Genomic DNA, 23,805 nt, shown 5'->3' with positions numbered 1-23,805 from the left:
TCATAACACGCTCTAGAGCTCGTAGGGCTCCTGCCTTCCTTCGTAGACGCCCGAGACCAGATTCATCCCGTCGCGCAGGAGGCCGCCATTGCAGGTCGCGACGTTGAAGCCGCAGATGAAGAAGTTGTCGGAGGTCCGACCAAGTCACGGATTGCTGTTGACGCCCGGCATATAGGCGAGCGTGTCGGTGAAGTTCTGCTCACCCTTGTCTCGGATCTGCCGGGCCAGTACCACGGAGATCGGTTGCGGGGTTTCCAGAATCGGCGTGTCGGTCTTCGAGCCCGACGCGCTCCGTGTGGCGTAGTAGCCGCGCACGGGTCCGGTGGCGCGCGCAACGGCCGGTCCGCCCTGCCCGACGACCTTCAACTCGTCGGGGGTTAACTGTGGCCGCGTCGGCCCCGCGGGTATGCGCGGCTGCACTGCCGACGTTCGGTGCGAATCCGAAGGCGGCAAGAGCCGAGAGCGCGACGCTCGACGGGGCCGTACCGCCGATGAAGCCACGGCTCGCGCCGTCGCGGAACGGGGCACCGTCGATGGAACTGCGCCTGCTTACTCTCCCCGGTTCGACCGAAATGCCTACGCCGAGCGATCGCAATCGGCGGAGCGGGCTTCGAACGCCGCCCCGCCTTCGATGGGGGAATTGTGTTCGCGCGCTGGCATGCATTCGGCAATACGGGAATACAGCCACGCCTACGCGAAATATAATCCGTAATAATTAGAGCAAAAAATCGAACTATTATCCTTATAATGTGTCCTGCAAAAGTCTGTTACGCGCGATTCCGGACTATTCCAGCTGCGACCAAGCTGGATGGATTGGCACTTACTCGGAGAACAGCGTCGTGAAAGGCAGCTTTCGGCAATCAATTGCGTGGTTGCACACATGGGCGGGTCTGGTAGTGGGCTGGCTGCTCCTCTCGGTCTTCGTTGCCGGCACCGCGAGCTACTACCGGGCGGACATTTCCCGCTGGATGCGTCCGGAGTTGCAGGGCGCCGCCGCCGTCGATCCGGGGCAGGGCGCCGACCAGGCCATCGCAGCCCTGAAAGCGCGCGCGCCGGAGGCACGGCAATGGCACGTGCGTCTGCCGACGACCTCAGACGGTTCCCTCGGCCTGCAATGGCGCGGCAAGGTCGGCCCCCGAGAGAACCTACTCCTCAATCCGGCGACCGGCATCCCGGTACAGGTGCGCGGCACACTCGGGGGCAAGTTCCTCCACCAACTCCACTACGAGTTGCACATGCCTCCGCTCTGGGGGCGATAGATCGTCGGCATCGCGGCGACAATCATGCTAGTGGCCATGGTAAGCGGTGTCGTCACCCATCGCCGGATCTTCAAGGACTTCTTCACGTTCCGGCCGCGCAAGGGAGCCGGCGCGCCTGGCTCGACGCGCACAACGTCGTGGGCGTTCTGGCGCTGCCGTATCATCTCCTCATCGCCTATAGCGGCCTCGTCCTGCTGTCCTTGACCCTGATGCTCTGGGGCGTCGTCGCCGGCTACCGCGGCGACACGGCGCGATTTATACGGAAGCCGGTGTCACGGCGATGTCACCCCGCCCGGCCGCCGGGCGCGCGGCCGCCGTCGCCCGGCTCGGCCCGATGCACGCGGCGGCGACCCTGCGGGCGGGCGCCGAGCCGGAGCACCTCGTGATCGACAAACCATGCGACGCCAACGCCACCGTCCTGACGGAACAGCTCCGCGGCATAGCCTACCACCACCCCCAGATCGCTGTCGACGGCGTCACGGGCGCAGTCCTGGCCGAGACGGGCACGCCTCGGTTGGCCGCGTAGACCTATTTCACCTTGAGTGGACTCCATGAGGCGGACTTCGCCGGTCCGGCCCTACGCGTCCTCTACGTCCTGTGCGGTTTGGACGGCGCGGCAGTGATCGCGACTGGGCTCGTGCTTTGGGTGCAGGCGCGCATGCCCGCGCCGGGAGTTCCGCTCGCGCTCGGCCTTCGCCTCGTACGCGGCCTCAACCTCGGGACCCTCGTTGGATTGCTGGCCGGCATCGCCGCCTACTTCCTGGCCAACCGCCTCCTGTCGCTCGAACTCTCCGATCGCGCATGCTGCGAGGTCCGCGCCTTCTTCGATGCTTGGTTGGCGACCGCGGCAATGCCGGCGATCCTCACCTGCGGAACCGCCCGGCGCTCGGCGCTGGCCGCCGCCGGGCTGCTTTACTTGGGTGATTCCAATCGTCGATGCGGCAACCGTGCGGTGCACCGACACGGCATTCCTGATCTTCGATGAGACCATGCTCTGCTTGGGTCTCGTGCTCCTGCTTAGCGCCTGGCAGATCAGAGCCCCCGAGCGTGCAATCGAAGCCGATTTCGGTCCTGCAATCGAAAGGCTATAGAGGAAGGGAAGCGGAGCGATCGAATGCCCTGGCTCATCCACAGGCGCGACACGACGGCCGGAACCGCCATCGCGCCGCCGATCAGGTCTCGCCTTCCTCAACCTCGATCCCGTGCTCGGCCAGTATCCAGAAGATCGCCTCCAGGTCTTCGGCCGAGACATCACGGGGGGGCAGGGCCTCCTCAAGGTCGTCATAGGTGAGGCAGCGGCTGCGCTGGGCCTCGGCCTTGGCCAGCAGGGCGTCGATCGCCCGGCGGATGTCCGCGGCAAGCGCGTCGTGGCTCGGTAGGCGGTAGGTAAAGGCCGGGCGCAGGGCGTCGGCCAGCATGCCGTCGATCACGGCCTGCCGCCGGCCATGCGCGTCGTCACGCTTGCCGGCCCCGTCCCTGCCTTTGCCTTGCTTTGCCATCGGTGAAGATATGGCTCGGGACCGCGCCGAGTCGAGTGCCTGCCGTGGCTTAGCACGGTGCCGGCCTACCCGACGCCGACCGGACGCTTCGTCACCGCCGGGACGCGCAGGGTGACGAGTTCCTCGGACGCCGTCGGGTGCACGGCGATGGTGCGGTCGAAATCGGCCTTGGTGGCGCCCATGGTCACGGCGATGCCCACCGCCTGGATGATCTCGCCCGCGTCGTGGCCGAGGACGTGGACGCCCACCACCCGGTCGCTGGCGCAGTCCACGATCACCTTCATCAGCACCCGCTCGTCGCGGCCCGAGAGGGTGGCCTTCATCGGCCGGAAGCGCGCCTTGTAGACCTCGATCTCCCCGTAGACCGCCCGGGCCACGTCCTCGTTGTGGCCCACCACCCCGATCTCGGGCGTGGAGAACACGGCCGTGGGGATCAGGGTGTGGTCGACGCAGGTCTCACGGCCGCCGAACACGGTGTCGGCGAAAGCGTGGCCCTCGCGGATCGCGATCGGCGTGAGGTTGGCCCGGTCGGTCACGTCGCCGACCGCGTAGATCGAGGGCACGGCGGTGCGCGACCAGGCGTCGACCGGGACGGCGCCGGCCGCGTCCAGTGCGATGCCGACCCGGTCGAGGCCGAGCCCGGCGACGTTGGGCCTGCGCCCCGTGGCCACCAGGACCTGGTCGACGACGATCTCCGTCCCGTCGTCGAGGCGGGCGCGGATGCCGCCCTCCGCCCGCTCCAGGCTCTGGAGCGTGCGGCAGAGGCGCAGGTCCATGCGCTTGCCGTAGGCCTCGCCCAGCGCGTCCCGGATCTCGTCGTCGAAGCCCCGCAGCAGGCGGTCGCCCCGGTGCAGCAGGGTGGTGCGGCTGCCCAGGCTCGCGAACACGCCCGCGAACTCCACCGCGATGTAGCCGCCGCCGACGACGAGGATGCGCTCCGGCAGGCTCTCCAGTTCGAACACCTCGTTCGAGGTGATGGCGAGTTCCATGCCCGGGACCGCCGGCTCCTTGACGGGGTGTGCGCCGACCGCGACCAGGATGACCTTCGCCCGGACGCGCTCGCCCGTGCCGGTGAGCCGCACCGTGTGCGCGTCCTCGATCACGGCGCGCTGCGGCACGATCTCGACGCCCGCGCGCATCAGGTTGGTGTCGTAGATGCCCTCCAGCCGCGTCACCTCGGCGTCGCGCCGGCGCTTGAGCACGCCCCAGTCGAAGCGCGGCGGCTCGACCGTCCAGCCGAAGCCGGCGGCGTCCTCGAACTCGTCGGCGAAGCGGCCGGCATAGACCATCAGCTTCTTGGGCACGCAGCCGCGGATCACGCAGGTGCCGCCGACCCGGTACTCCTCGGCGAGCTTGACCTTCGCCCCGTAGCCGGCCGCGATCCGCGCCGCGCGCACCCCGCCCGAGCCGCCGCCGATGACGAAGAGATCGACGTCGTAGGTCTCGCTCATGGGGCTGTCCTGTCGAGGGAAGAGGGCGGGCGCGGGGCCGCTTCGCGCAGCAAGGAGGCTTGGCGCAGCCGGAACGCCTCACGCAACCACGTGATCGCAGCCCCCAGCCCGGCCGTCCACCAGGCCGCCCAGGCATTGTGCTCCACGAAGGCGATGGCGGTCCCTGCGGCGATCAGGGCCAGCGCCGTGGCGCGCTCGGCAGGCGCCGCGCCGGACAGCGTCCGCAGGGTCAGCATCGAGACCAGGGCGGCGAGGCCCGCGCCGACGATCCCGAGTTCGGCCCAGACCTGAAGGAAGCTGTTGTGGGGATGGCCGACCGCCAGCAGCCCGCGCATGTCCGGCTCGAGGCGGGCCGCGACCGGGGTCTCGGCGAAGCGCGGCGCGACGCCGAAGCCCGCCCCGCGCCACGGGTCGGCGGCCACCGCCGCGCCGAAGCTGCGCGCGATGGCGACGCGGGCGCGGGAGGACGATTGCGTCAGCCGGGCATGGGCCGCCTCGGGCATGACGCGTTCGAGCAGGTCGCCCTCCACCGGCGCCAGCGCCAGGGCGAGGCCGAGCATCAGGCCGCAGAGCCCGATCGCCGCTCGCCTCGGGAGAAGGCGGGCGAGGGCGAACACGGCGGTGCCGGCGATCAGCCCCAGGGCGGCGGCCCCGCTGACGGAGCGCAGGATGCCCAGCGCCGAGAACGCCAGGGCCGCGAAGGCCGGCAGGCGTCGCCCCTGCCGCCACAGGACCAGGGCGAGGGGGCCGGCCACGAGCGACAGCGTCAGGGCAGGCCGGTTGAACACGAAATCCGCGATCCGCTGGCCCAGGACCTTCTGGATCGGCAGCCCCGCGGCGAGGCTTCCGGCGACGAAGAGGCCGGCCGCGACGATGGCCGCCGCCGCGAGGGGCGCGGCGAACGCCGGAATCCGTCCCGGTGCGAGGCGCGCCAGGACGTAGGCGGCCACGAGGACCGGCAGGAACTCGCCCGCGCTGCGAAAGGACGCCGCCGGGAACGGACTCCAGGCCAGCGAGGCGAGGCACCAGCCGAGGAAGGCCAGGGCAGCGACGCCCAGGGGCGTGCGCAGAGGGCCGGCGAGCGCGCGGCCCGCCGCGGCACGATCCTCGCTCGCGCGACCGGCGAGGAACAGGAGCGCGGCGAGGCCGACGACCGCGGGGCTCGACCGGTTGGCCAGCGCCATCACGAGCGGCATCGACGCGAGCAGCGCCGCGCCCGCCGCGTAGAGGCGGCCGGGAACCATCACCGATGCCCCGGATACGGGACGGGGCTACTGCATCTGCTGGCCGCGCTTGCCCATCTCGGCGCGCACGCGGACCATCACGTATTCCGACACGTCCTGCGTCCACACCTGCATCGCCTGGACCATCTCGTCGAGCACCTGCGGCTGGGTCTCGACGTAGCGCTTGCCGGCGGCCGAGCGGAAGAAGTTCGCGATCTCCTGCAGCTCCGCCTCCGTCATCTTGCTCGCGTAGATGCGGGCGGCGACGTCGATCATCCGCTGCTTCTGCAGCTCCATCTCCGGCCGGAGGGCGGTCAGAACCTCTTCGAGGTCCTTGGTCAGCTCGGGACGCGTCACCGCCTGCTGGCGGATCTGGTCGGCGAAGGCCGGCAGGACGGAATCGAACGAGCGGGCGATGCCCGAACTCAGCATCACCTCGCGGGCGAGCGCCAGATGGTTCGGGGTGTAGGTGGGCGCGGCCGGCGTCGGCGCCGGTGCGGCGGGCTTGGCCGGCGCCGGCTTCTGCGCGGCCGGTTTGGCCGGCTGGGCCACGGCGATGCCGGGCATGGCGGCCAGCAGGACGGCCAGGATGGCAGCGAGGGTGCGGGGCATGGTGGGCGTTCCTGGAGAGGCGTTTGCGTTCGGGGCGCGGGGGGGCCTCAGGCGAGGCTGCCCAGCACGGTGATCTCGGCTTGGCCGTCGCGCTCGGCCGCAAGGATGGCCATGGTGGCGATGCCGAGGAACAGGCCGTGCTCGACCACCCCCGGCACGGCCCAAAGGGCACCTGAAAGTGCTTCCGGATCGGGGATACGGCCGAGATGCGCGTCGAGGATGCGGTGGCCGCCGTCCGTCGCGAGCGGGCTGCCGTCGCCGGCCAGGCGCAGGCGGACCGCGCCCCGGCATCCGGCCGCCGCGAGGGCGGCCTCGACGGCGATCTGCGTGGCGCGCAGGCCGAAGGCGTTCACCTCGATCGGCAGGGGGAAGGCGCCGAGCGTCTCGACGCGCTTGGCAGCATCCGCGATCACCACCATGCGCCGGCTCGCGCAGGCGACGATCTTCTCCCGCAGCAGCGCGGCACCGCCGCCCTTGATGAGGCGCAGGGCACCATCCACCTCGTCGGCCCCGTCGACGGTGAGGTCGAGCTCCGGCATCTCGTCCAGGGTGGCCAGCCGGATGCCGGCGCGGGTGGCGGCCGCATGGGTCGCCTCCGAGGTCGGCACGCCGACCACGTCGAGGCCGGCGCGCACCCGCTCGCCCAGCAGGTCGACGAAGGCGGCCGCCGTCGAGCCGGTGCCGAGGCCAAGCCGCATCCCCGGCCGGACCAGGTCGAGGGCGCGGGCGGCGGCGGCGCGGCGCAGGTCCGGCCCGCTCACCGGATGAACTTTCGACGCTGGGGGGACGCGTAGGACATGGTCTGTCGGATGCCGAAGATTTTCGCGAAGTGGATGGCGCGCCCGTAGCATGCCGGCCGCGGCGTCGGGAAGGCGACGATCCCCAAAGCGGTTACGGACGCCCCCCTTGCGGCGGCGTGGCGCTGGCGCCGGCCCGGCCCGGAACCGGCCCGGTGAGGGGCGCGTCCGGCACGCGTTCGGCCGAGGCGCTGGCCTGCTGGGTGCAGACCACCTGCTCCTTCTTCACCAGCACGAAGCAGATGCTCATCTCGCCGGTGCGGTAGTTGACCCGGAACACGCCGGCCTCGCGGGTGTGGTGGGTGGCGACCAGACCGTACTCGGACGGGGCCTGGGATCCGGCCCCCTCCCCCGGCCCGAAGCAGACGGTGAGGCCGATGCCGCCGCCGACCTCCTGGAGCCCGTACTGGCAGGACGTGACCTCCCCCGTGACCTTGTCCACCCGGTACATGCGGTTCAGGTCCGCCTGAGGCGCGGGCACGAACTCGAAGGAGGCGGCCGCGGCCGAGGCGGCGTGGAGGGCAGCGCAGGCCGCCAGGACCGGCAGACGGACTATCATGGCTTGTCTCTGAGTGGACGGGTCGTCGCCGTGGAGGATCGCGTGTCTTGTCCGCGCCCTTTCGGGCAAGTCTGGGGCGCTGCCTTCACGCGCCGATCCTTCACGCACGCGCCCAGCCTTGCCTCACGCGCCAAGCTTTGCTGCGCGCACCAAGCCGTGCCTCACGCGGGTGATGGCTCAATCTGACATGCGATCCGGCTCGACCGGCCGGTCCCGAGCCGACCCGGCTGTCGAGCGGTCCGGCAGGTGGCGACCCATGCCAGCGGTGCCGACAGCCGTCAGCGCTTCCCGAAAGCGGCCATTCGTCGGCCGTCCGGCAGCTTCGGCAAGGGGTGGCAAGGGGTGGCAAGCGGACCCTGACCCATCGCCCTGAAGGGGAGATTCCGTCTCCGACCCACCCTGGTCGTACTGGCCGCCACCAACCTCGCAACGCAGCAGGCCTGAGTTCAGGACCTTGGGGGCATGCAGGGCTTGGCCGAACGCCGTTCGCCCGCTTTGAGCCTTCGACCGCCTAAAGTCCAAGTCGCCGGACGGCAGTTACATAAGCACCGGAATCGGCCGTCCCTTCCGGTTTTCGGGGGGCACACACGTTGCGTCGATTCGCGCAGGGATTAAAACCGATCCTCAAGAAATGCGGCCCTCGAAACGGCCGCGGCTAGTTTCTGGAGGGACGCCGTGGCTACGTTCTCGGAACGCGATCGATCCAAGTCCAAGGTGGCGACGGTGCTTCGCGTCACCAGCGGCAACTTCCTGGAGATGTTCGACTTTTTCCTTTTCGGATTCTACGCCTCCTATATCTCCAAGGCTTTCTTCCCGGTCGCCAACGAATACGCGTCCCTGATGCTGACGTTCGTGACGTTCGGCGCGGGCTTCCTGATGCGGCCCCTTGGGGCGGTGATCCTCGGCGCCTACGTGGACCGAATCGGACGGCGAAAGGGCTTGATCGTCACGCTGATGATCATGGCCCTTGGAACGGTCCTCATCGCCTTCGTGCCGAGCTACGCGACGATAGGGCTGTTCGCCCCCTTCCTCGTTCTCATCGGTCGCCTCCTGCAGGGGTTCTCGGCCGGCGTGGAACTCGGCGGCGTCTCGGTCTACCTCGCCGAGATGTCCACCCCCGGCAACAAAGGCTTCTACGTATCGTGGCAGTCCGGCAGCCAGCAGGTCGCGGTGATGTTTGCCGCGATCATCGGATACTTCCTGAACCACGCGCTCGTCCCCGCCGAGATGAACGACTGGGGCTGGCGCATCCCGTTCTTTATCGGATGCGCCATCGTCCCGTTCCTCTTCTACATCCGCCGCTCGCTGGAGGAGACGGAGGAGTTCCTTCAGCGCAAGGTACGGCCGAGCACGCAGCAGATCTTCAGATCGCTCGTTCAAAACTGGAGGATCGTCGGCCTCGGCATGCTGCTCGTCGCCATGACGACCGTGTCCTTCTATACGATCACCGTCTACACGCCGACGTTCGGCAAGAACGTACTCAAGCTCTCCGACACGGACAGCTTGCTCGTGACTTTCTGCACGGCCCTATCGAACCTGTTCTGGCTGCCCGTCATGGGGGCGCTGTCGGACCGGGTCGGTCGCAAGCCGCTCTTACTGATCTTCTCGGCGCTGACCTTGCTGACGGCCTACCCTGCGCTGTCATGGCTGGTCGCCAACGCGTCCTTCACGAACATGCTGATCGTCTTGCTTTGGCTGTCGTTCCTGTACGGCAGCTACAACGGCGCGATGGTCGTCGCCCTCACCGAGATCATTCCCACGACTGTGCGCACGGCAGGGTTCTCGCTCGCCTATTCGCTGGCGACGGCCTTCTTCGGAGGGTTCACGCCCTTGATCTCCACATGGCTGATCGAGGAGACGGGCAACCAGGCGGCACCGGGATACTGGATGGCGTTCGGGGGGCTTTGCGGCCTTGTCGCGACGATCGTCATCTACAGGGGCGTCGCCGTCAGGGACCGGCTGTCAAACCTCGAAACGACCGCCGCATTGCGCTGAACCATACGCCAGCCGGTGAAACCATCGGCCTGTTGTCAGGCGTGCGAGGGTGGGCAACGTCCCTGGTTTCGGCACCGAAAGTGGACCAGTCGAGATTCGCCTGTTCCGGTCGTCGGTCGGTATCCACCAAGCTGCCGGGAGGCGGACCGGCGGAAATCCACCCGTCACGGACGTTCAGGACACATCTCGAACCGAGACACTGCCCCCACGCACCGGGCCTTGCCCGTGCCGTAGCCGGCCGTTAGCGAGGGCGCGCCGTCCACAGTGAGACTCCGCATGCCCGCCCTGCCGCCGATCGCCGTGTTCGACCTCGACGGCACCCTCGCCGAGACCGCTGGCGACCTGATCGAGACGCTCAACGTGCTGCTCGTGCGCGAGGGCCTGGTCGAGCTGCCCCTGTCCGAGGCGCGGGAGATGATCGGCGCGGGCGCCAAGGCCCTGATCCGGCGCGGCTTCGAGGCCGAGGGCCGCGCGCTGACGCCCGAGCACCACGAGACGCTGTTTGCCGACTTCATCGCCCATTACGGGGCGCATATCTGCGACACGTCGCACCTCTATCCGGGCGTCGTGGAGGCCCTGGACCGGCTGGAGGCGGACGGCTTCCGGCTCGCCGTCTGCACCAACAAGTACGCGGCGCAGGCCGTCGACCTCCTGGAGCGGCTCGGGGTGGCCGCGCGCTTCGCGGCGATCTGCGGCCGGGAGACCTTTCCCTACAGCAAGCCGGACCCGCGCCACATCACCCTGACGATCGCGCAGGCCGGGGGCGATCCGGCGCGCGCGGTCATGGTGGGCGATTCCCGCGCCGACATCGACGCGGCCAAGGCCGCCGGCATCCCGGTGGTGGCCGTGACCTTCGGCTACACCGACACGCCGGTGGAGCGGCTCGGGCCGGACAGGATCATCGGGCATTTCTCGGAACTGGCCGGCGCCGTCGCGGCCCTGGTGCCGCGGGCGGCGGCCTGAGCGTCGCGCCGGGACGCCCCTCGCAACCCTCGAAGAACCGCTCTATAAGCCCGGCTTCGCGGGGGAATCACCCCGTTCGACAAGACGCCGAGAGGTGCCGGGAGTCAGTGATGGGCGAGCGTTGGACACCGAAGACATGGCGCAACCTGCCGATCCAGCAGGTGCCCGAGTATCCGGATGCGGCTGCGCTTACCGCGGTCGAGACCCAGCTCGCGAGCTTTCCGCCCCTGGTCTTCGCCGGTGAGGCCCGCAAGCTGAAGGCGTCGCTCGCGCGCGTCGCCTCGGGCGACGCCTTCCTGCTCCAGGGGGGCGACTGCGCCGAGAGCTTCGACGAGCACTCGGCCGACAACATCCGCGACTTCTTCCGCGTGTTCCTGCAGATGGCGATGGTGCTGACCTTCGCCGGCGGCTCGCCCGTGGTGAAGGTCGGGCGCATCGCGGGACAGTTCGCCAAGCCGCGCTCCTCGCCGACCGAGACCCTCGACGGGGTGGTGCTGCCGAGCTACCGCGGCGACATCGTCAACGGGCTGACCTTCACGGACGAGGCCCGCATTCCCGACCCGCGCCGCCAGATCGAGGCGTACCGCCAGTCGGCCGCGACCCTCAACCTGCTGCGCGCCTTCGCCACCGGCGGCTACGCCAACCTGGAGAACGCGCACCGCTGGATGCTGGGCTTCGTCAAGGACAGCCCGCAATCGTCGCGCTACCAGGACGTGGCCGGGCGGATGTCGGACGCCCTTGACTTCATGCGCGCCATCGGGATCAACCCCGAGACGCACCAGGAGGTGCGCACCACCGATTTCTACACCAGCCACGAGGCGCTGCTGCTCGGCTACGAGGAGGCGCTGACCCGCGTCGATTCCACGAGCGGCGACTGGTATGCCACCTCGGGCCACATGCTCTGGATCGGCGACCGCACCCGGCAGCCGGACCACGCGCATGTCGAGTACGCCCGCGGCATCCGCAACCCGATCGGCCTCAAGTGCGGGCCGTCGATGACGGCCGACGGCCTGATCCGCCTCATCGACCTCCTCAACCCGGAGGACGAGCCCGGCCGCCTCAGCCTGATCTGCCGCTTCGGCGCCGACAAGGTGGGCGAGCACCTGCCCAAGCTGATCCGCGCCGTCGAGCGGGAGGGCCGCGGCGTGGTCTGGGTCTGCGATCCGATGCACGGCAACACCATCTCGGCAGGCCGCTACAAGACGCGCCCCTTCGAGCGGGTGATGCAGGAGATCGAGGGCTTCTTCGGGGTCCACCGGGCCGAGGGCACGATCGCGGGCGGCATCCACCTGGAGATGACCGGCAAGGACGTGACCGAGTGCACGGGCGGCGCCCGCGCGCTCACCGCGGACGACCTCCAGGACCGCTACCACACCTATTGCGACCCCCGCCTCAACGCGGAGCAGGCGCTGGAGGTGGCATTCCGGACGGCGGAACTGGTCAAGCGCGAGCGCACGGAGATCGAGCGGCCGCGCCTCGACGCCGCCGAGTAGAACCGCCGCCGACGGACCGCGGCGGACCGGTGATGGTCCGCCGCGGACGCGATGCCCGTCAATGAAGCCAGGGCGTGAAGAAGTAGATCAGCAGGATGATCGGCAGGGGAATGCCGATCAACCACAGAAGGCCACCTTTGAGCATCGCGGAACTCCGACGGATACGAGCCGAGCCCAACGGCCGTCCGTTCACATCAGTTCCGTCGATCGTCCCCGACCGTACGGCGGTCAGGCGGTGGCCCGCTCCTCCCCGTTCCAGCGGGCGATCAGCGTCGGCAGCTCCGAGGCCGGAACCGGTCGGCTGACGAGGTAGCCCTGCACCTCGTCGCACCCCTCCGCCCGAAGCTTCGCGAGTTGCGCCTCCGTCTCGACCCCTTCCGCGGTCGTGGTCATGCCGAGGTTGGCCCCCAGTCCGATCACCGCCCGCACGATGAATTCCGTCCCGTCCGTCTCGCACAGGTCGCGCACGAAGGACTGGTCGATCTTGATCTTGTCGAAGGGGAAGCTGCGCAGGTAGCTCAGGGACGAGTAGCCCGTGCCGAAATCGTCCATCGAGACCCGGACTCCCAGCGCCTTCAGGCTGTGCAGGATCGCCGTCGTCGCACCGGGGTTGGCCACCAGCACGGATTCCGTGATCTCCAGTTCGAGCCGCCGCCCCGGAAGCCCGGTGCTGCGCAGGGCCTCGCGGACCGCGCTGACGAGACTTGCCGAGGTGAACTGCACGGCCGAGACGTTGACGGCCACCTTGAGGCCGTCCGGCCAGCGGCTCGCCTCTTCGCAGGCCCGTGCCAGGACCCATTCGCCCAGGGGAATGATCAGGCCGAGCTCTTCCGCCAGCGGGATGAACTCGGCGGGCGAGACCCGGCCGCGGACCGGATGGTTCCAGCGCAGCAGGGCCTCGAATCCGCAGATGCGATCCTCCCGCAGGCAGTAGATCGGCTGGTAGTGGGCCTCGAACGCCTTGCCCGCCACGGCCTCGCGCAGATCCTGCTCGAAGATGCGCCGGGCCTGGAGGCGGCCGTCCATCTCCGGCTCGAAGAACCGGAAGGAGCCGCGGGCCTCGGTCTTGGCCCGGTCGAGGGCGATGTCCGCGTTCTTGAGGAGCTTGTCGCAGCTGGTCCCGTCGCCCGGCGCGAGGGTGATGCCCATCGTGACGCCCACGGTGACGACGTGGCCCGAAAGGACGTAGGGCGCCGTCAGCACCTCGATGATCCGGCGGGCGAGCACGGCCGCCTCCTCCGGACGCTCGATCCCCCGCTGGACGACGGCGAATTCGTCGGCGCCGATGCGCGCGACGCTGTCGATCTCGCGCACGCAGGCGCTGAGGCGGTTCGCCACGGCGACGAGCAGGGCGTCGCCGATCACGTGCCCGAGGGTGTCGTTGACCGGCCGGAACGCATCGAGATCGAGGCAGAAGACGGCAAAGCCCAGGTCGCGGCTCGCCTGGTCGACGGCGGCGTCGATCAGGTCGCCCATCAATGCCCGGTTCGGCAGTCCGGTCAGGGAATCGTGGTGGGCCAGGAAGGTGATGCGCGCTTCGGCCTGCCGCCGCTCGGTCACGTCCTCGTAGGTCGCGACGAAGCCGCCGTCGGCCGTGTCCCGTTTGACGATGGCCACGATCCGGCCGCCCTTGAGTTCCTGGAAGCAGGTGCGGCCGGCATCGATGCCGAAGGTGGCGCGTTCCTCCCGGATGAGGTCGTCGACGTCCAGGCCGGGATGGTTTCCCGCGGCGATGCTGCGCTGCAGGACCTCGAAGCTCGTCATGCCGACAGTGACGGCATCGGGAGCGAGGCCGTAGATCTCCGCGTAGCGCCGGTTGACGACGATCAGCCGGCTCTCCGCGTCGTAGAGGCAGAGGCCCTGCGACATGTTGTCGAGGGCCGCGTCGAGGCGCAGGTTGGTGGTCGTCAGGCGGTCTTCCTGATCCTTCAGGAGGCTGATGTCGCTGCACACCGCGACGAAGCCGCCCTCCTGAGTGGCACTGCGGCTGACGCGCAGCCAACGGCCGTCCGCGAGGCGCAGTTCGCCGTCGCGCGCCAGCGTCGTCGCGCATTCGGTGATCGGCGCGGCGAGCGCCCTGTCGTCGTCGAGACCGATGACCGGGCTGCCGGCCTCGACGGCGTCGCGAAGGCCGTCGAAGAACGCCAGCGCCTGTGCGTTCGCCAGGGCGACCCGGCCGCGGGCATCGACCACCACCACGCCTTCGCGGGACGACTGGAGGGCATCCGCGAGCAGCGTTTCCGCCGAACGGCGCTGGCTGACTTCACGCTGCATCATGGCCCGGATGTTGTCGCGCATCGCCGTCATGGCGCGCAGGAGGCTTCCGAGCTCGTCGCGGCCACCGGTCGGAATGGCACCGTCGAGGTGCCCGGCCGCGATCCGTTGGGCGACGGTGGAGGCCGCGCCGAGAGGTCCGACGATCCTCCGGTTCAGGAGCCACGCGACGATGGCGGACAGCAGGATGGCGATGCCTGCCGAGATCGCGTTGAACCGGATCTCCTGGGCCACGATCGTGCGGGCCGCCTGGCGGAAGGTGAAGCCGTCTCCGGCCGTGTAGTTGACCAAGAGGTCGATCTGCCCGTCGACCGTCGCAGCCTGACGATCGAGGGCGTCCCAGGCCGCACCCTTGGCGTTGTCCTTTCCAGTCAGATCGAGGCCGCGACGCATCTCCTCCCAGGTCGCGACCCCGGCCTGCACCGCCCCGGCGGTGCGGACCACGCGATCCGATTGCGAGCGCTCGACGGCGATCGTCAGGTCGTCGGCCAGTACGACGTACAACTCGGCGATCTCGGAATCGAACTTCTCGGCACTTGCCGGGTCTTGCGTCATCGCCCGGCGCGCGAAGACGGCACGCATCTTGGCGAAATCGGCAGCGGTGGCCCGCGCATAATTGATCGACATCAGCGATTCGTCGTAGGTCCGGCCGACGAGATCGCCCGTGTGCTGGATCGCCAGGACGGCATAGAGGCCCAGCGCAGCCGTGAGCAGGCTCATCGTCAGGAAGGCGACGAGGATCCGGCCGCGAACCGTCGTGGCCCCATCGAGGACGCGGCGCATGGTCGACGGTCGGGCCATGCCAGCCCCTGCCTCCGTCGCTGTCGTTCGTTCTGGCATCGAAACGAAGCTGCTCTGGTTAATTCGATAGGCTCAACCTAGGGGCGATCCGTTAAGAGCTGATTAGCCGCGCAGAAGGATGTCGTCGGGTCGTTGCCCCCGCCCTCGGGCCGCGCCGAGCCTATCCTGGAACATCGCCGAGACGCCCCGATCCCGTGCTCCCCGGTCCCGACTCATGAAATCTCAACTTGTCCGCGCTTATCGTGGCCGGGACAGCAGAGTTCGACATGCGCGCACCGTACGACCAGCATAATTCTACTTATCGCAAGCGTCGCCTCGCGGTCGCGACCTGCCTTTCGCTCGTCGCGGGCCTGCTGAGCGGCGCTCTCCTGGTGACGCGGCTGGAGGCCTCGGGACATCTGGTCTCGCAGAAGGGCCGCGCCTTCCAGCCGGCCAGCCTCGCGATCACGCGCGGCGACACGATCACCATCGTCAACGACGACAGCGACCTGCTCCATCACGTCTATATCGAGTCGGACGCCTTCAACTTCGACTCGGGCGACCAGGAGCCGGGAAGCCGGACGCTCGTCACCTTCACGAAAAGCGGTGTCTTCCAGGTGCTGTGCGGCATTCATCCGAAGATGAGGCTCACGGTACGGGTGAACTGACCCGGAACGACGGACGGCTCCGAGTATCCGTCCCGACGCCCAGCCCTGGCGCGACCCGCGCGGGCGGGGATGCCGCCGGGGGCGGTTCGACAGGACATCCCGGTCGATTCGAGCCTGCGACTGCGCCCTCAGCGGTTGGCGGCGTGGATCGGCTTGCCGTCACCGGGATCCTCCCCGCGCTCGATCGTCTGTCCGTCACGCAGATCCACCGGTGGACCGAGCACGATGCGCTCGTGGCCGGACAGGCCCTGGTCCAGCTCGATCGTCTGTCCGAAATCGCGCCGGACATGCACCGAGCGCCACTCGGCCCGGTTGTCCTCGCCGGCCACGGCCACCTGGGTTCCGCGCTGGTTGAAGACCAGGGCCTCCGCCGGAACCAGCACCGCGGGCCGGAGCCGCGGGATCTTCAGGGTCACGTAGACGTAGAGGCCGGCGCGCAAGGTCCCGTCCGGGTTCGGCACGTCCACCTGGGTCGTCAACGTCCGCGAGGCGGTCAGCAGCGCCACGGAACTGCGTTCGACCCGGCCCACGAAGGTCCGATCCGGCATCTGCGGAACCTTGATCTCGGCCTGGACGCCCGGATGCACGCCGACGGCCGCGTTCTGCGGCACGTTCACCGAGATGCGCAGCACGTCGTCGCGATCCATGGCGAGGAGCACGGTGCCGCCGCCATCCGCCTTCACGAGGTCGCCGACCTCGACGCTGCGCGTGGTGATCACGCCGTCGAAGGGGGCGGTCACGTCCTTGAAGCCGGTCAGCGCCTTCAGGCGATCGACCATCGCCTCCTGCGCCTTGATGTTGGCCGCGGCGACCTTCACGCCCGCCTCGGCCGCCGAGAGGTTGGCCGTCTGGCTCAGGACGCCCGCCTGGGAGTTGTCGGCGTTCTGGCGCGACGCCCAGCCCTGGGTCGCCAGGGTCGAGGTGCGGCTGTCGGTGACCTTGGCGAGGTTCACGTTGGCGCGGGCCTGGTCCACCTGCGCCTGGGCCTGGAGCAGCTGGGCCTTCATCTGGCCGACCTGCGCCTCGGCCTGGGCGAGCTGCTGGTCGAGGTCGGGAGCCGCGATCCGCAGCAGGACGTCCCCCGTCTTGACCCGGGAGCCGATGTCGACCCGGCGCTCGGCGACGTAGCCCGTGGCACGGGCCGAGATGGCGGCACGGGAGAACGCCTGCGTCTCGCCGGGCAGCGTCAGGTCGGTGGGTGCGTCGGTCTTCTCGACGGCGGCGGTGCGCAGGCGGGGAACGAAGGCCTTGACCCGGCGCTGCGTCTCGGCCGCGTCGGCCCGCTGCCGCCATTGCCCGTAGCCGCCCCAGGACAGCAGCCCGAGGGCGACGAGTCCGACGAGGACGAACGGCCCCTTGCGCGGGACCGGCGGAACGTCGTGCACCTCGCCATGGGCCTTCATCGATCCTGCGACCTTCGGGGTGAGGCATACCGTATTCCGGTACGATAGACCCGCGGGAGAGGCCGGCATAGCGCGCCTCACGCCGCAGCCTCGGGCGCCGGGCGGCCGCGTCACCGATATCGTGCTGCGATGCCGAAGGAAGGGTGGCAGGGAATGGTGGACGGTGCAGGGATCGAACCTGCGACCTTTCCCGTGTGAAGGGAACGCACTACCGCTGTGCTAACCGTCCTTGCCGGTCGGAACACCCTTCGCGTCGGCCAAGCGCACGCTGCGAGTCCCCGAACCTGCCGGCCTTCTATGGCCAGGCGGGCCGGGCCGTCAAGGTTCGCGGGAGCCGGATGCATCCGGCTCCCGCGAACCTTCGGGCCGCCGCCTGCCGCGGTCGTCCCTGCCGAGGTTGACAAGGCAACCCTCCCGGTGCGCTGTGCGCGCCATGGATGAAACGTCCGAAACCGCGGCGCCCAAGCCGCGGGTCGCCATCACCTATTGCACCCGGTGCAACTGGCTTCTCAGGGCTGCCTGGATGGCGCAGGAACTGCTCTCGACGTTCCGCGACGACCTCGGCGAGGTGGCGCTGGTCCCCGCCTCGGGCGGGGCGTTCCGCATCCAGGTCGGCTCCGAGACCGTCTGGGAAAGGACCCGCGACGGCGGCTTCCCGGACGTGAAGGCCCTCAAGCAGCGCGTGCGCGACCGTCTCGATCCCGCGCGCGACCTCGGCCACATCGATCGGCCATGATCGGGCGATGCGCGCAGTGCATCGGGAGGGGCGCGCGGCGGACGCGCCGGTCCGGACGACGGGGGACGCCGTGAGCCCGGACCTCGATTCGACCGAGGCGGCGGTGCGGACCGCGCCGCGGCGGCCGTCCTGGCTCGCCCGGCGCCTGACCCGGTTCGGGCGGAACGGGTTCTCGACGCAGGTCTATCTCGTCGCCCTGGTCGTGGCCCTGATCGGGCCCGGCCTGCTGTTCACGGCGATCCTGCTGATGCGCTACGCCTCGGCCGAGCGGGCCCGGTTCGAGCAGGATGCCCGCGAGAACGTGCGCGGCATCGCCCTGTCGCTGGACCGCGACACGGCCGGGCTCGTCTCCGTCCTCCAGACCCTCGCCACCTCGCCGCGGCTGAGGGACGGCGACTTCGACGCCTTCGACGCCCAGGCGCGCCTCGTGCGCGAGGCGATCGACCTCGACATCATGCTGCGCAGGATCGACGGGCAGGAGGTCGTCAACACCGGCGTCAAGCGTGGGGCTCCGTTGCCGACCATGGCGATGCCCTTCGATGCGGAGATCGCCGGCGGCACCCAGCGCGCGACGGTCTCCGGCTACATTCCGGGGCCGACGCCGGGCCAGGCGAGCTACGCCATCGCCGTACCGGTGCAGGTCGAAGGGGCGGTCGCCTACATCCTCAGCTTCAGCGCCCCCCTCGCCCGGCTCCAGGGCATCCTGGGCCGCGAGGTGATCGAGGGCTGGACGACCGGCATCTCCGACCGGAACGGCCTCGTCATCGCCCGCCTGCCGGACCCCGCCGCGGTCCTCGGCCGCCAGCGGCTCGCGACCCTGCGGCAGATCCAGACCGACACCCCCGGCGTCTGGGAGGGCAAGGACCGCCAGCTCCGGCCGGTGGTCGTGGTCGAGGCGCGCTCGCGGCTGACCGGCTGGACCGTCGGGGCGAGCATTCCGCAGACGCTGGTGGACGCGCGCCTGCGTCGCTGGGTCTGGGCCTTCAGCGGGTTCGGTCTGCTGGTCCTGGCCACCTCCTCGGTGCTCGCGGTCAACCTGTGGTCGCGGGTCTCGCGGCCCCTTCGCCAGCTCGCCGCCTCCGGGCCCGCCCTGTCGCGGGGCGAGGCGATCCCCCGCGTCGCCTCGCCGGTGCACGAGATCCAGCGGCTCGCCGAGGTGCTCTCGGACGCCTCCCTGAGGCTGCGCACCCGCGAGGCGGAGCGCGACAAGGCCCTGGCCGAGACCAAGCGCGGCCTCTCGGCCCTCAGCGAGAGCGAGGCACGCTTCCGCCACATGGCCGATTCCGCCCCGGCCCTGATCTGGATGACGGACGAGACGGCCGAGATCAGCTTCGCCAACCTGCATTTCGACCACGTCTTCGGCATGCCGGCCTCGGCGCTGGCGGGGGAAGGCTGGCACAGGATCATCTACCCGGAGGATTTCGACGCCTTCTCGTCGGCCTTCGCGGACGCCTTCGCCGCCCGCCTGCCCTTCCGCATGGAGGTGCGCGTGCTCGACCGCGACCGGGCCGTGCGCTGGCTGCGCTGCGAGGGCGTGCCGCGGCTCGACGATTCGGGCGCCTTCCTCGGCTATACCGGCTGCAACGTCGACATCACCGACGCCAAGCTCGCCGAGGAGCACCTGCTGCTCCTGATCCACGAGCTCAACCACCGGGTGAAGAACACCCTGGCCACGGTCCAGTCGATCGCCAGCCAGTCCCTGCGCCGGCTGGAGGGCACGGAAGCCGATTCCGCGCGCGACGCCTTCGAGGCCCGCCTCCTGGCGCTCGCCCGCGTGCACGACGTGCTCACCCGCGAGAGTTGGGAGGGGGCCGAGATCGGCACCGTCGTGGCCGACGCGATCAGGCCCCTCGAATCCGGCGAGGGCCGGCGCTCGCGCTTCGGCGTCGCCGGGCCGGCCCTGCGCCTGCCGCCGCGCCTCGCCCTCTCCGTCGCCATGGCGCTGCACGAACTCGGCACGAACGCCGTGAAGTACGGGGCGCTCTCGCAGGAGGGCGGCCGTGTCGACATCACCTGGTCGGTGCGGCGCGAGGCGGAGACCCGGCTGTTCCTGCGCTGGAGCGAGAGCGGCGGGCCGCCGGTCTCGAAGCCGACGCAGACCGGCTTCGGCTCGCGGCTGATCGAGCGCAGCCTCGCCCGGGAACTCGGCGGCGACGTCCAGCTGCTCTTCGCCCCGGGCGGCGTCGTCTGCACGATCGAGGCGCCCGTGCCCTCACCCGGATTGCTGGAGCGCCGAGGCGGCACCACCCTGCCGCGGCTTGCGCCCCTGCCGATGCCGGGCTGAGGGGCGGTCGAGGCCGGACGGCGCGCGTCCGCCGGGTCTCCGGGTTCCCAATCCACTGCAGAGGGGCCGTTTCGGAAACACGTCCCCGACGGCGCCCTTGCCAAATCCCTGCGACGATCTGTAATGATGCTCACCCCCTTCCCGGTCCCGCCGGTCGCCATCGCGGCCCGCGGATGCGGCCGGATCACGATTCGGACGCGTCTTCGCAGTCGGTTATCCGCGGCGACCGTCGGACTTCTTTCAAGATCGGGCGGGTGGCGACTGACGCGGCGAGATTGGTCTCGACGCAACCGTTTTTGGAATTCGCGGCCGGTCCGGGACCGGTCGAGATGTCTTCGCGAGGTCGGGGAAAGGATGGACGGACGCACGGCATCGGTTACCGCTGCTCGTGCCGCAAGCGCGCGCTCTTCGCGTCGCGCCGGTCCGCCCCTCCCCCCGGCCATGTTCAACCCCAGGCGCGCCGCGCACGCGCGCCGAACGGCGGTTGACGGCAATCCCTTCAGCACAATTCCCGCGGCCTCGGCGACGAGGCCCGTGCGAGCCCCCTTCCCGACGGCCTGCGTGCCGGGAGAGGCTCCACCGGGACGAGGGCCCAGGAGAGCGACGTCGGCCGCCATGTCGAAAGATCGTCATGGCCAACATCAACAAGATGCTCATCGACGCGATGCACCCGGAGGAGACCCGGGTCGTCACGGTCCACGGATCTAAGGTCGAGGAATTCGACTTCGAGGCCGCCAACCGGCGCCAGCTCCGCGGCAACATCTACCTCGCCAAGGTCACCCGCGTGGAGCCCTCGCTCCAGGCGGCCTTCATCGAGTACGGCGGCAACCGCCACGGCTTCCTCGCCTTCAGCGAGATCCATCCGGACTACTACCAGATCCCCCTGGCCGACCGTCAGGCGCTGCTGGAGGACGAGGCCCGCGACGCCGAGGAGCAGCGCGAGCGGGAAGAGCGCCGCCGGTCGTCCTCGTCCCGCCGCTCGCGCGGACGCCGCGCCGAGGCCGCCGCCCGGCCCGACGAGACCGTGAGCGCCGAGGACGCGGCCCTGGCCGCCGGCCCCGAGGGCGTGCCCGACGAATCCGGCTCGCACGAGGCGCACGCGCACGAGACGACCACGGACGAGGCCGGCTCGGAGGATGCCTCCGCGCAGGCGGGCGGCGGCGCGACCGCCGACCTGCCGCGGACGGATGCCGCGGCCGCGCCGGACGACGAGGCTTCGCAGGACGCGGAGGCCGGCGCGCCGGGCGGCGGCGAAGAGAGCGCGCCGGCCCCCGAGGCCGTCGTCGCGGTGGCCGAGGCCCTGACGCATGCCGAGGCGCCCGAGGCCGTCGCCGCGCAGGACGAGGCGCACGCGGAATCCGACGAGGAACACGACGACGAGGATACGGACGAGGACGACGATTCGGACGACGAGGAACACGAGGACGACGAGTCCGACGATGACGATCCGGACGCGGAGCCGAAGATCGCGCTGGTCGGCGGCAACGGCGACGCGATGGCCGAGATCCCGGAGCGGCCCCGCAGCTACCGCCGGCACTACAAGATCCAGGAGGTGATCAAGCGCCGCCAGATCATCCTGGTGCAGGTCGTCAAGGAAGAGCGCGGCACCAAGGGCGCGGCGCTGACGACCTACCTGTCGCTGGCCGGGCGCTACTCCGTGCTGATGCCGAACACCGGCCGGGGCGGCGGCATCTCGCGGAAGATCACCTCGGCCGCAGACCGCAAGCGGCTCAAGGAGGTGGTGCAGGATCTGGAGGTGCCGGACGGCATGGGCGTGATCCTGCGCACGGCGGGAGCGTCGCGGACGAAGCCGGAGATCAAGCGCGACTTCGAGTACCTGATGCGCCTGTGGGAGAGCGTGCGCGAGCTGACACTCAGCTCGATGGCGCCGGCGCTCGTCTACGAGGAGGGCTCGCTGATCAAGCGCGCGATCCGCGACCTCTACAACAAGGACCTGGAGGAGATCCTGGTCTCGGGCGAGGACGCCTACCGCGAGGCCAAGGACTTCATGCGGATGCTGATGCCGACGCAGTCCAAGGTGATCAAGCCCTACCGCGACCCGACGCCGATCTTCGCCCGGCACGGGGTCGAGCAGCAGCTCGACGCGATGTTCTCCACCCACGTCACCCTGCGTTCGGGCGGCTACCTCGTGATCAACCCGACCGAGGCCCTGGTCTCGATCGACGTGAACTCGGGCCGCGCCACGCGCGAGCACGACATCGAGGACACCGCACTCAAGACCAACATGGAGGCGGCCGAGGAGGTCGCCCGCCAGCTGCGCCTGCGGGATCTGGCCGGCCTCGTCGTGATCGACTTCATCGACATGGAGGAGAAGCGCAACAACCGCGCCGTCGAGAAGAAGCTCAACGACTGCCTGAAGAACGACCGCGCCCGCATCCAGGTCGGGCGGATCTCGCCCTTCGGCCTGCTCGAGATGAGCCGCCAGCGCATCCGTACGGGCGTGCTCGAATCCTCCTCGATCCCCTGCATCCATTGCGGCGGCTCGGGCTTCGTGCGGGCGACCGCCTCGGTGGCGCTCCACATCCTGCGCTCGATCGAGGAGGCGCTGCTCAAGAGCACGAGCCACAACCTGATTTTGCGCACCCGCACCGAGGTGGCCCTCTACATCCTCAACCAGAAGCGGGCGCACCTGCGTGAGCTGGAAATCCGCTTCGGCGTCACCGTGACGATCGCGGCCGACGAGCGCCTCCCCGCCACGACCGCCTTCCAGCTCGACCGGGGCGAGCCGGCCCAGCGCGCCGAAGGGCCCGTCACGGGCGTGCGCGCCGTCGCGATCTCCCCCACGACGGCCGTGGAGGACGATTTCGACGAGGAGGATCAGGCCGACGAGACCGAGGCCGAATCGGAGGGCGAGGCCGAGACCGCCGAGACCGCGGACGGCGCGCCTGCCGAGACCCGCGAGGACGCGGACGGCCAGCGCCGCCGCCGCCGTCGCCGCCGCCGCCGGGGCGGTCGCCCGGAGGGCGGCGAGGATGCGCGCGGATCGGCATCCGAGGAATCCGACGACGAGTCCGAGGCCGAGGGCGATGAGTCCGAGGACGGCGGAGAGGCGGCTCCCGAGGAGGCCGTGTCCGAGCCCGTCGCGGCCACTCCGGAATCCGACGAGGAGGGTGCCAACCGCCGCCGCCGCCGTGGGCGCCGGGGTGGCCGGGGCCGCGCCGAAGGTCGTGGTGAGGGCCGCCTTGAGGGTCGTGGGGAGGGCCGCCCGGAGGGTGGAGAGCGCGAGGGTCACGAGGCCGTCGACGACGCGCAGGAGGGCGTTCCTGCCGCCATCCTGCAATCCGAGGTGCCGGTGAGCGCCGAAGACGTCGCCGAGGCGTCGCCCGAGCCGGTCCAGGCCGCGGTCGAACTGCCCGTTTCGACCGTCGCCGAGGCGTCCGAGCCCGCAGCGGAGACCGGGTTCGTCACGGATTCCCGGCCCGTGACGGAGTCCGAGCCCATGATGGAGTCTCGGGCCGTTCCTGCACCGGCGAGAATACCCGAGCCGGTGGCCGTCGTCCTGACGGAACCCTCCGATCCCGACCGGCCCAAGCGGGCGGGCTGGTGGTCCCGGACGAAGGCCGCCCTGACCGGCGAATAATCCGGCCGCGGGTTCGAACCGTTGCGTTCGAACCCGCGCCGAACCTGCCGATCGGGCCGGTCCCGGCCAGGCCGAGGCAACACGCGGGCAACATCCGGCTGCACGCGCAACGTGCAATTTTGCGCCGTTTTAATCCGACATTTAGTATTCCACCTACACAATCCGACCCGCAACACAGACGGGCCGGGCGCACGATGTTCGATTTCCT

The 23,805-nt window shown here is 69.9% G+C and carries 18 protein-coding genes, 1 tRNA gene and 1 pseudogene; 10 read left to right on the top strand and 10 right to left on the bottom strand.

Going from position 1 to position 23,805, the window contains the following annotated elements:
• Window positions 1-144: 144 nt before the first annotated feature.
• The gene (locus tag COGEMETH_RS04435; protein WP_238181397.1) at window positions 145-366 is read right to left on the bottom strand and encodes a TonB-dependent receptor plug domain-containing protein; all 222 of its coding nucleotides are present in this window, start codon (window positions 364-366) and stop codon (window positions 145-147) included.
• A 383-nt stretch (window positions 367-749) separates the two neighbouring features.
• On the opposite strand from COGEMETH_RS04435, the pseudogene COGEMETH_RS25765 reads away from it, so the two are divergent.
• The 3 genes and pseudogenes from COGEMETH_RS25765 (at window position 750) to COGEMETH_RS04420 (ending at window position 2,244) form a co-directional block, all read left to right on the top strand.
• Window positions 750-1,645, top strand: a pseudogene (locus tag COGEMETH_RS25765) (PepSY-associated TM helix domain-containing protein).
• Window positions 1,540-1,785 (top strand): hypothetical protein, encoded by a 246-nt coding sequence (locus COGEMETH_RS04425; protein WP_238181400.1) that lies wholly within the window; start codon window positions 1,540-1,542, stop codon window positions 1,783-1,785. Before COGEMETH_RS25765 ends, COGEMETH_RS04425 begins: the two are co-directional and overlap by 106 nt.
• Before the next feature lie 12 nt (window positions 1,786-1,797).
• A complete protein-coding gene (locus COGEMETH_RS04420; RefSeq protein WP_238181396.1) occupies window positions 1,798-2,244 on the top strand; it encodes a PepSY domain-containing protein in 447 nt (148 codons plus the stop codon).
• Window positions 2,245-2,431: 187 nt separating this feature from the next.
• Here the strand turns inward: COGEMETH_RS04420 and COGEMETH_RS04415 are convergent, their stop codons facing one another.
• The 6 genes from COGEMETH_RS04415 to COGEMETH_RS04390 form a co-directional block, all read right to left on the bottom strand.
• Window positions 2,432-2,758, bottom strand: coding sequence for an RNA polymerase sigma factor region1.1 domain-containing protein (locus tag COGEMETH_RS04415; protein WP_238181395.1), 327 nt, complete (start codon window positions 2,756-2,758; stop codon window positions 2,432-2,434).
• A 65-nt stretch (window positions 2,759-2,823) separates the two neighbouring features.
• Window positions 2,824-4,209, bottom strand: coding sequence for a glutathione-disulfide reductase (gor, locus tag COGEMETH_RS04410; protein ID WP_238181394.1), 1,386 nt, complete (start codon window positions 4,207-4,209; stop codon window positions 2,824-2,826).
• Window positions 4,206-5,453, bottom strand: a complete 1,248-nt coding sequence (locus COGEMETH_RS04405; protein WP_238181393.1) for an O-antigen ligase family protein — start codon at window positions 5,451-5,453, stop codon at window positions 4,206-4,208. Before COGEMETH_RS04405 ends, gor begins: the two co-directional genes overlap by 4 nt.
• Window positions 5,454-5,480: 27 nt before the next feature.
• The gene (locus tag COGEMETH_RS04400; RefSeq protein WP_238181392.1) at window positions 5,481-6,044 is read right to left on the bottom strand and encodes a DUF2059 domain-containing protein; all 564 of its coding nucleotides are present in this window, start codon (window positions 6,042-6,044) and stop codon (window positions 5,481-5,483) included.
• Window positions 6,045-6,091: 47 nt separating this feature from the next.
• A complete protein-coding gene (gene rpiA, locus COGEMETH_RS04395; RefSeq protein WP_238181391.1) occupies window positions 6,092-6,805 on the bottom strand; it encodes a ribose-5-phosphate isomerase RpiA in 714 nt (237 codons plus the stop codon).
• Between the two features lie 130 nt (window positions 6,806-6,935).
• A complete protein-coding gene (locus COGEMETH_RS04390) occupies window positions 6,936-7,400 on the bottom strand; it encodes a hypothetical protein (protein WP_238181390.1) in 465 nt (154 codons plus the stop codon).
• 675 nt (window positions 7,401-8,075) lie between these two features.
• On the opposite strand from COGEMETH_RS04390, the gene COGEMETH_RS04385 reads away from it, so the two are divergent.
• The 3 genes from COGEMETH_RS04385 (at window position 8,076) to COGEMETH_RS04375 (ending at window position 11,851) form a co-directional block, all read left to right on the top strand.
• Window positions 8,076-9,395 (top strand): MFS transporter, encoded by a 1,320-nt coding sequence (locus COGEMETH_RS04385; RefSeq protein ID WP_238181389.1) that lies wholly within the window; start codon window positions 8,076-8,078, stop codon window positions 9,393-9,395.
• A 276-nt stretch (window positions 9,396-9,671) separates the two neighbouring features.
• A complete protein-coding gene (locus tag COGEMETH_RS04380; protein WP_238181388.1) occupies window positions 9,672-10,358 on the top strand; it encodes an HAD family hydrolase in 687 nt (228 codons plus the stop codon).
• A 110-nt stretch (window positions 10,359-10,468) separates the two neighbouring features.
• Window positions 10,469-11,851, top strand: a complete 1,383-nt coding sequence (locus tag COGEMETH_RS04375) for a class II 3-deoxy-7-phosphoheptulonate synthase (RefSeq protein ID WP_238181387.1) — start codon at window positions 10,469-10,471, stop codon at window positions 11,849-11,851.
• Window positions 11,852-12,079: 228 nt separating this feature from the next.
• Here the strand turns inward: COGEMETH_RS04375 and COGEMETH_RS04370 are convergent, their stop codons facing one another.
• On the bottom strand, window positions 12,080-14,926 hold the full coding sequence (locus COGEMETH_RS04370; protein WP_238181386.1) for an EAL domain-containing protein: 2,847 nt from the start codon (window positions 14,924-14,926) through the stop codon (window positions 12,080-12,082).
• 266 nt (window positions 14,927-15,192) lie between these two features.
• Here COGEMETH_RS04370 and COGEMETH_RS04365 point away from each other — a divergent pair, with 266 nt between their 5' ends.
• Entirely contained in the window at window positions 15,193-15,573 is a 381-nt protein-coding gene (locus COGEMETH_RS04365; RefSeq protein WP_238181385.1) for a plastocyanin/azurin family copper-binding protein, read from the top strand.
• A 128-nt stretch (window positions 15,574-15,701) separates the two neighbouring features.
• Here the strand turns inward: COGEMETH_RS04365 and COGEMETH_RS04360 are convergent, their stop codons facing one another.
• On the bottom strand, window positions 15,702-16,976 hold the full coding sequence (locus COGEMETH_RS04360) for an efflux RND transporter periplasmic adaptor subunit (RefSeq protein WP_238181384.1): 1,275 nt from the start codon (window positions 16,974-16,976) through the stop codon (window positions 15,702-15,704).
• Between the two features lie 154 nt (window positions 16,977-17,130).
• A tRNA-Val gene (locus COGEMETH_RS04355) sits at window positions 17,131-17,205 on the bottom strand.
• Between the two features lie 204 nt (window positions 17,206-17,409).
• On the opposite strand from COGEMETH_RS04355, the gene COGEMETH_RS04350 reads away from it, so the two are divergent.
• The 3 genes from COGEMETH_RS04350 (at window position 17,410) to COGEMETH_RS04340 (ending at window position 23,597) form a co-directional block, all read left to right on the top strand.
• A complete protein-coding gene (locus tag COGEMETH_RS04350; RefSeq protein ID WP_238181383.1) occupies window positions 17,410-17,712 on the top strand; it encodes an Rdx family protein in 303 nt (100 codons plus the stop codon).
• 7 nt (window positions 17,713-17,719) lie between these two features.
• Window positions 17,720-19,996, top strand: a complete 2,277-nt coding sequence (locus tag COGEMETH_RS04345) for a sensor histidine kinase (RefSeq protein ID WP_238181382.1) — start codon at window positions 17,720-17,722, stop codon at window positions 19,994-19,996.
• Window positions 19,997-20,627: 631 nt separating this feature from the next.
• On the top strand, window positions 20,628-23,597 hold the full coding sequence (locus tag COGEMETH_RS04340; protein ID WP_238181381.1) for an Rne/Rng family ribonuclease: 2,970 nt from the start codon (window positions 20,628-20,630) through the stop codon (window positions 23,595-23,597).
• Window positions 23,598-23,805: the final 208 nt, after the last annotated feature.

The organism is Methylobacterium trifolii, assembly GCF_022179685.1.
GTDB classification, from domain to species: domain Bacteria; phylum Pseudomonadota; class Alphaproteobacteria; order Rhizobiales; family Beijerinckiaceae; genus Methylobacterium; species Methylobacterium trifolii.
This window is presented reverse-complemented; position numbering and strand designations above follow the sequence as displayed.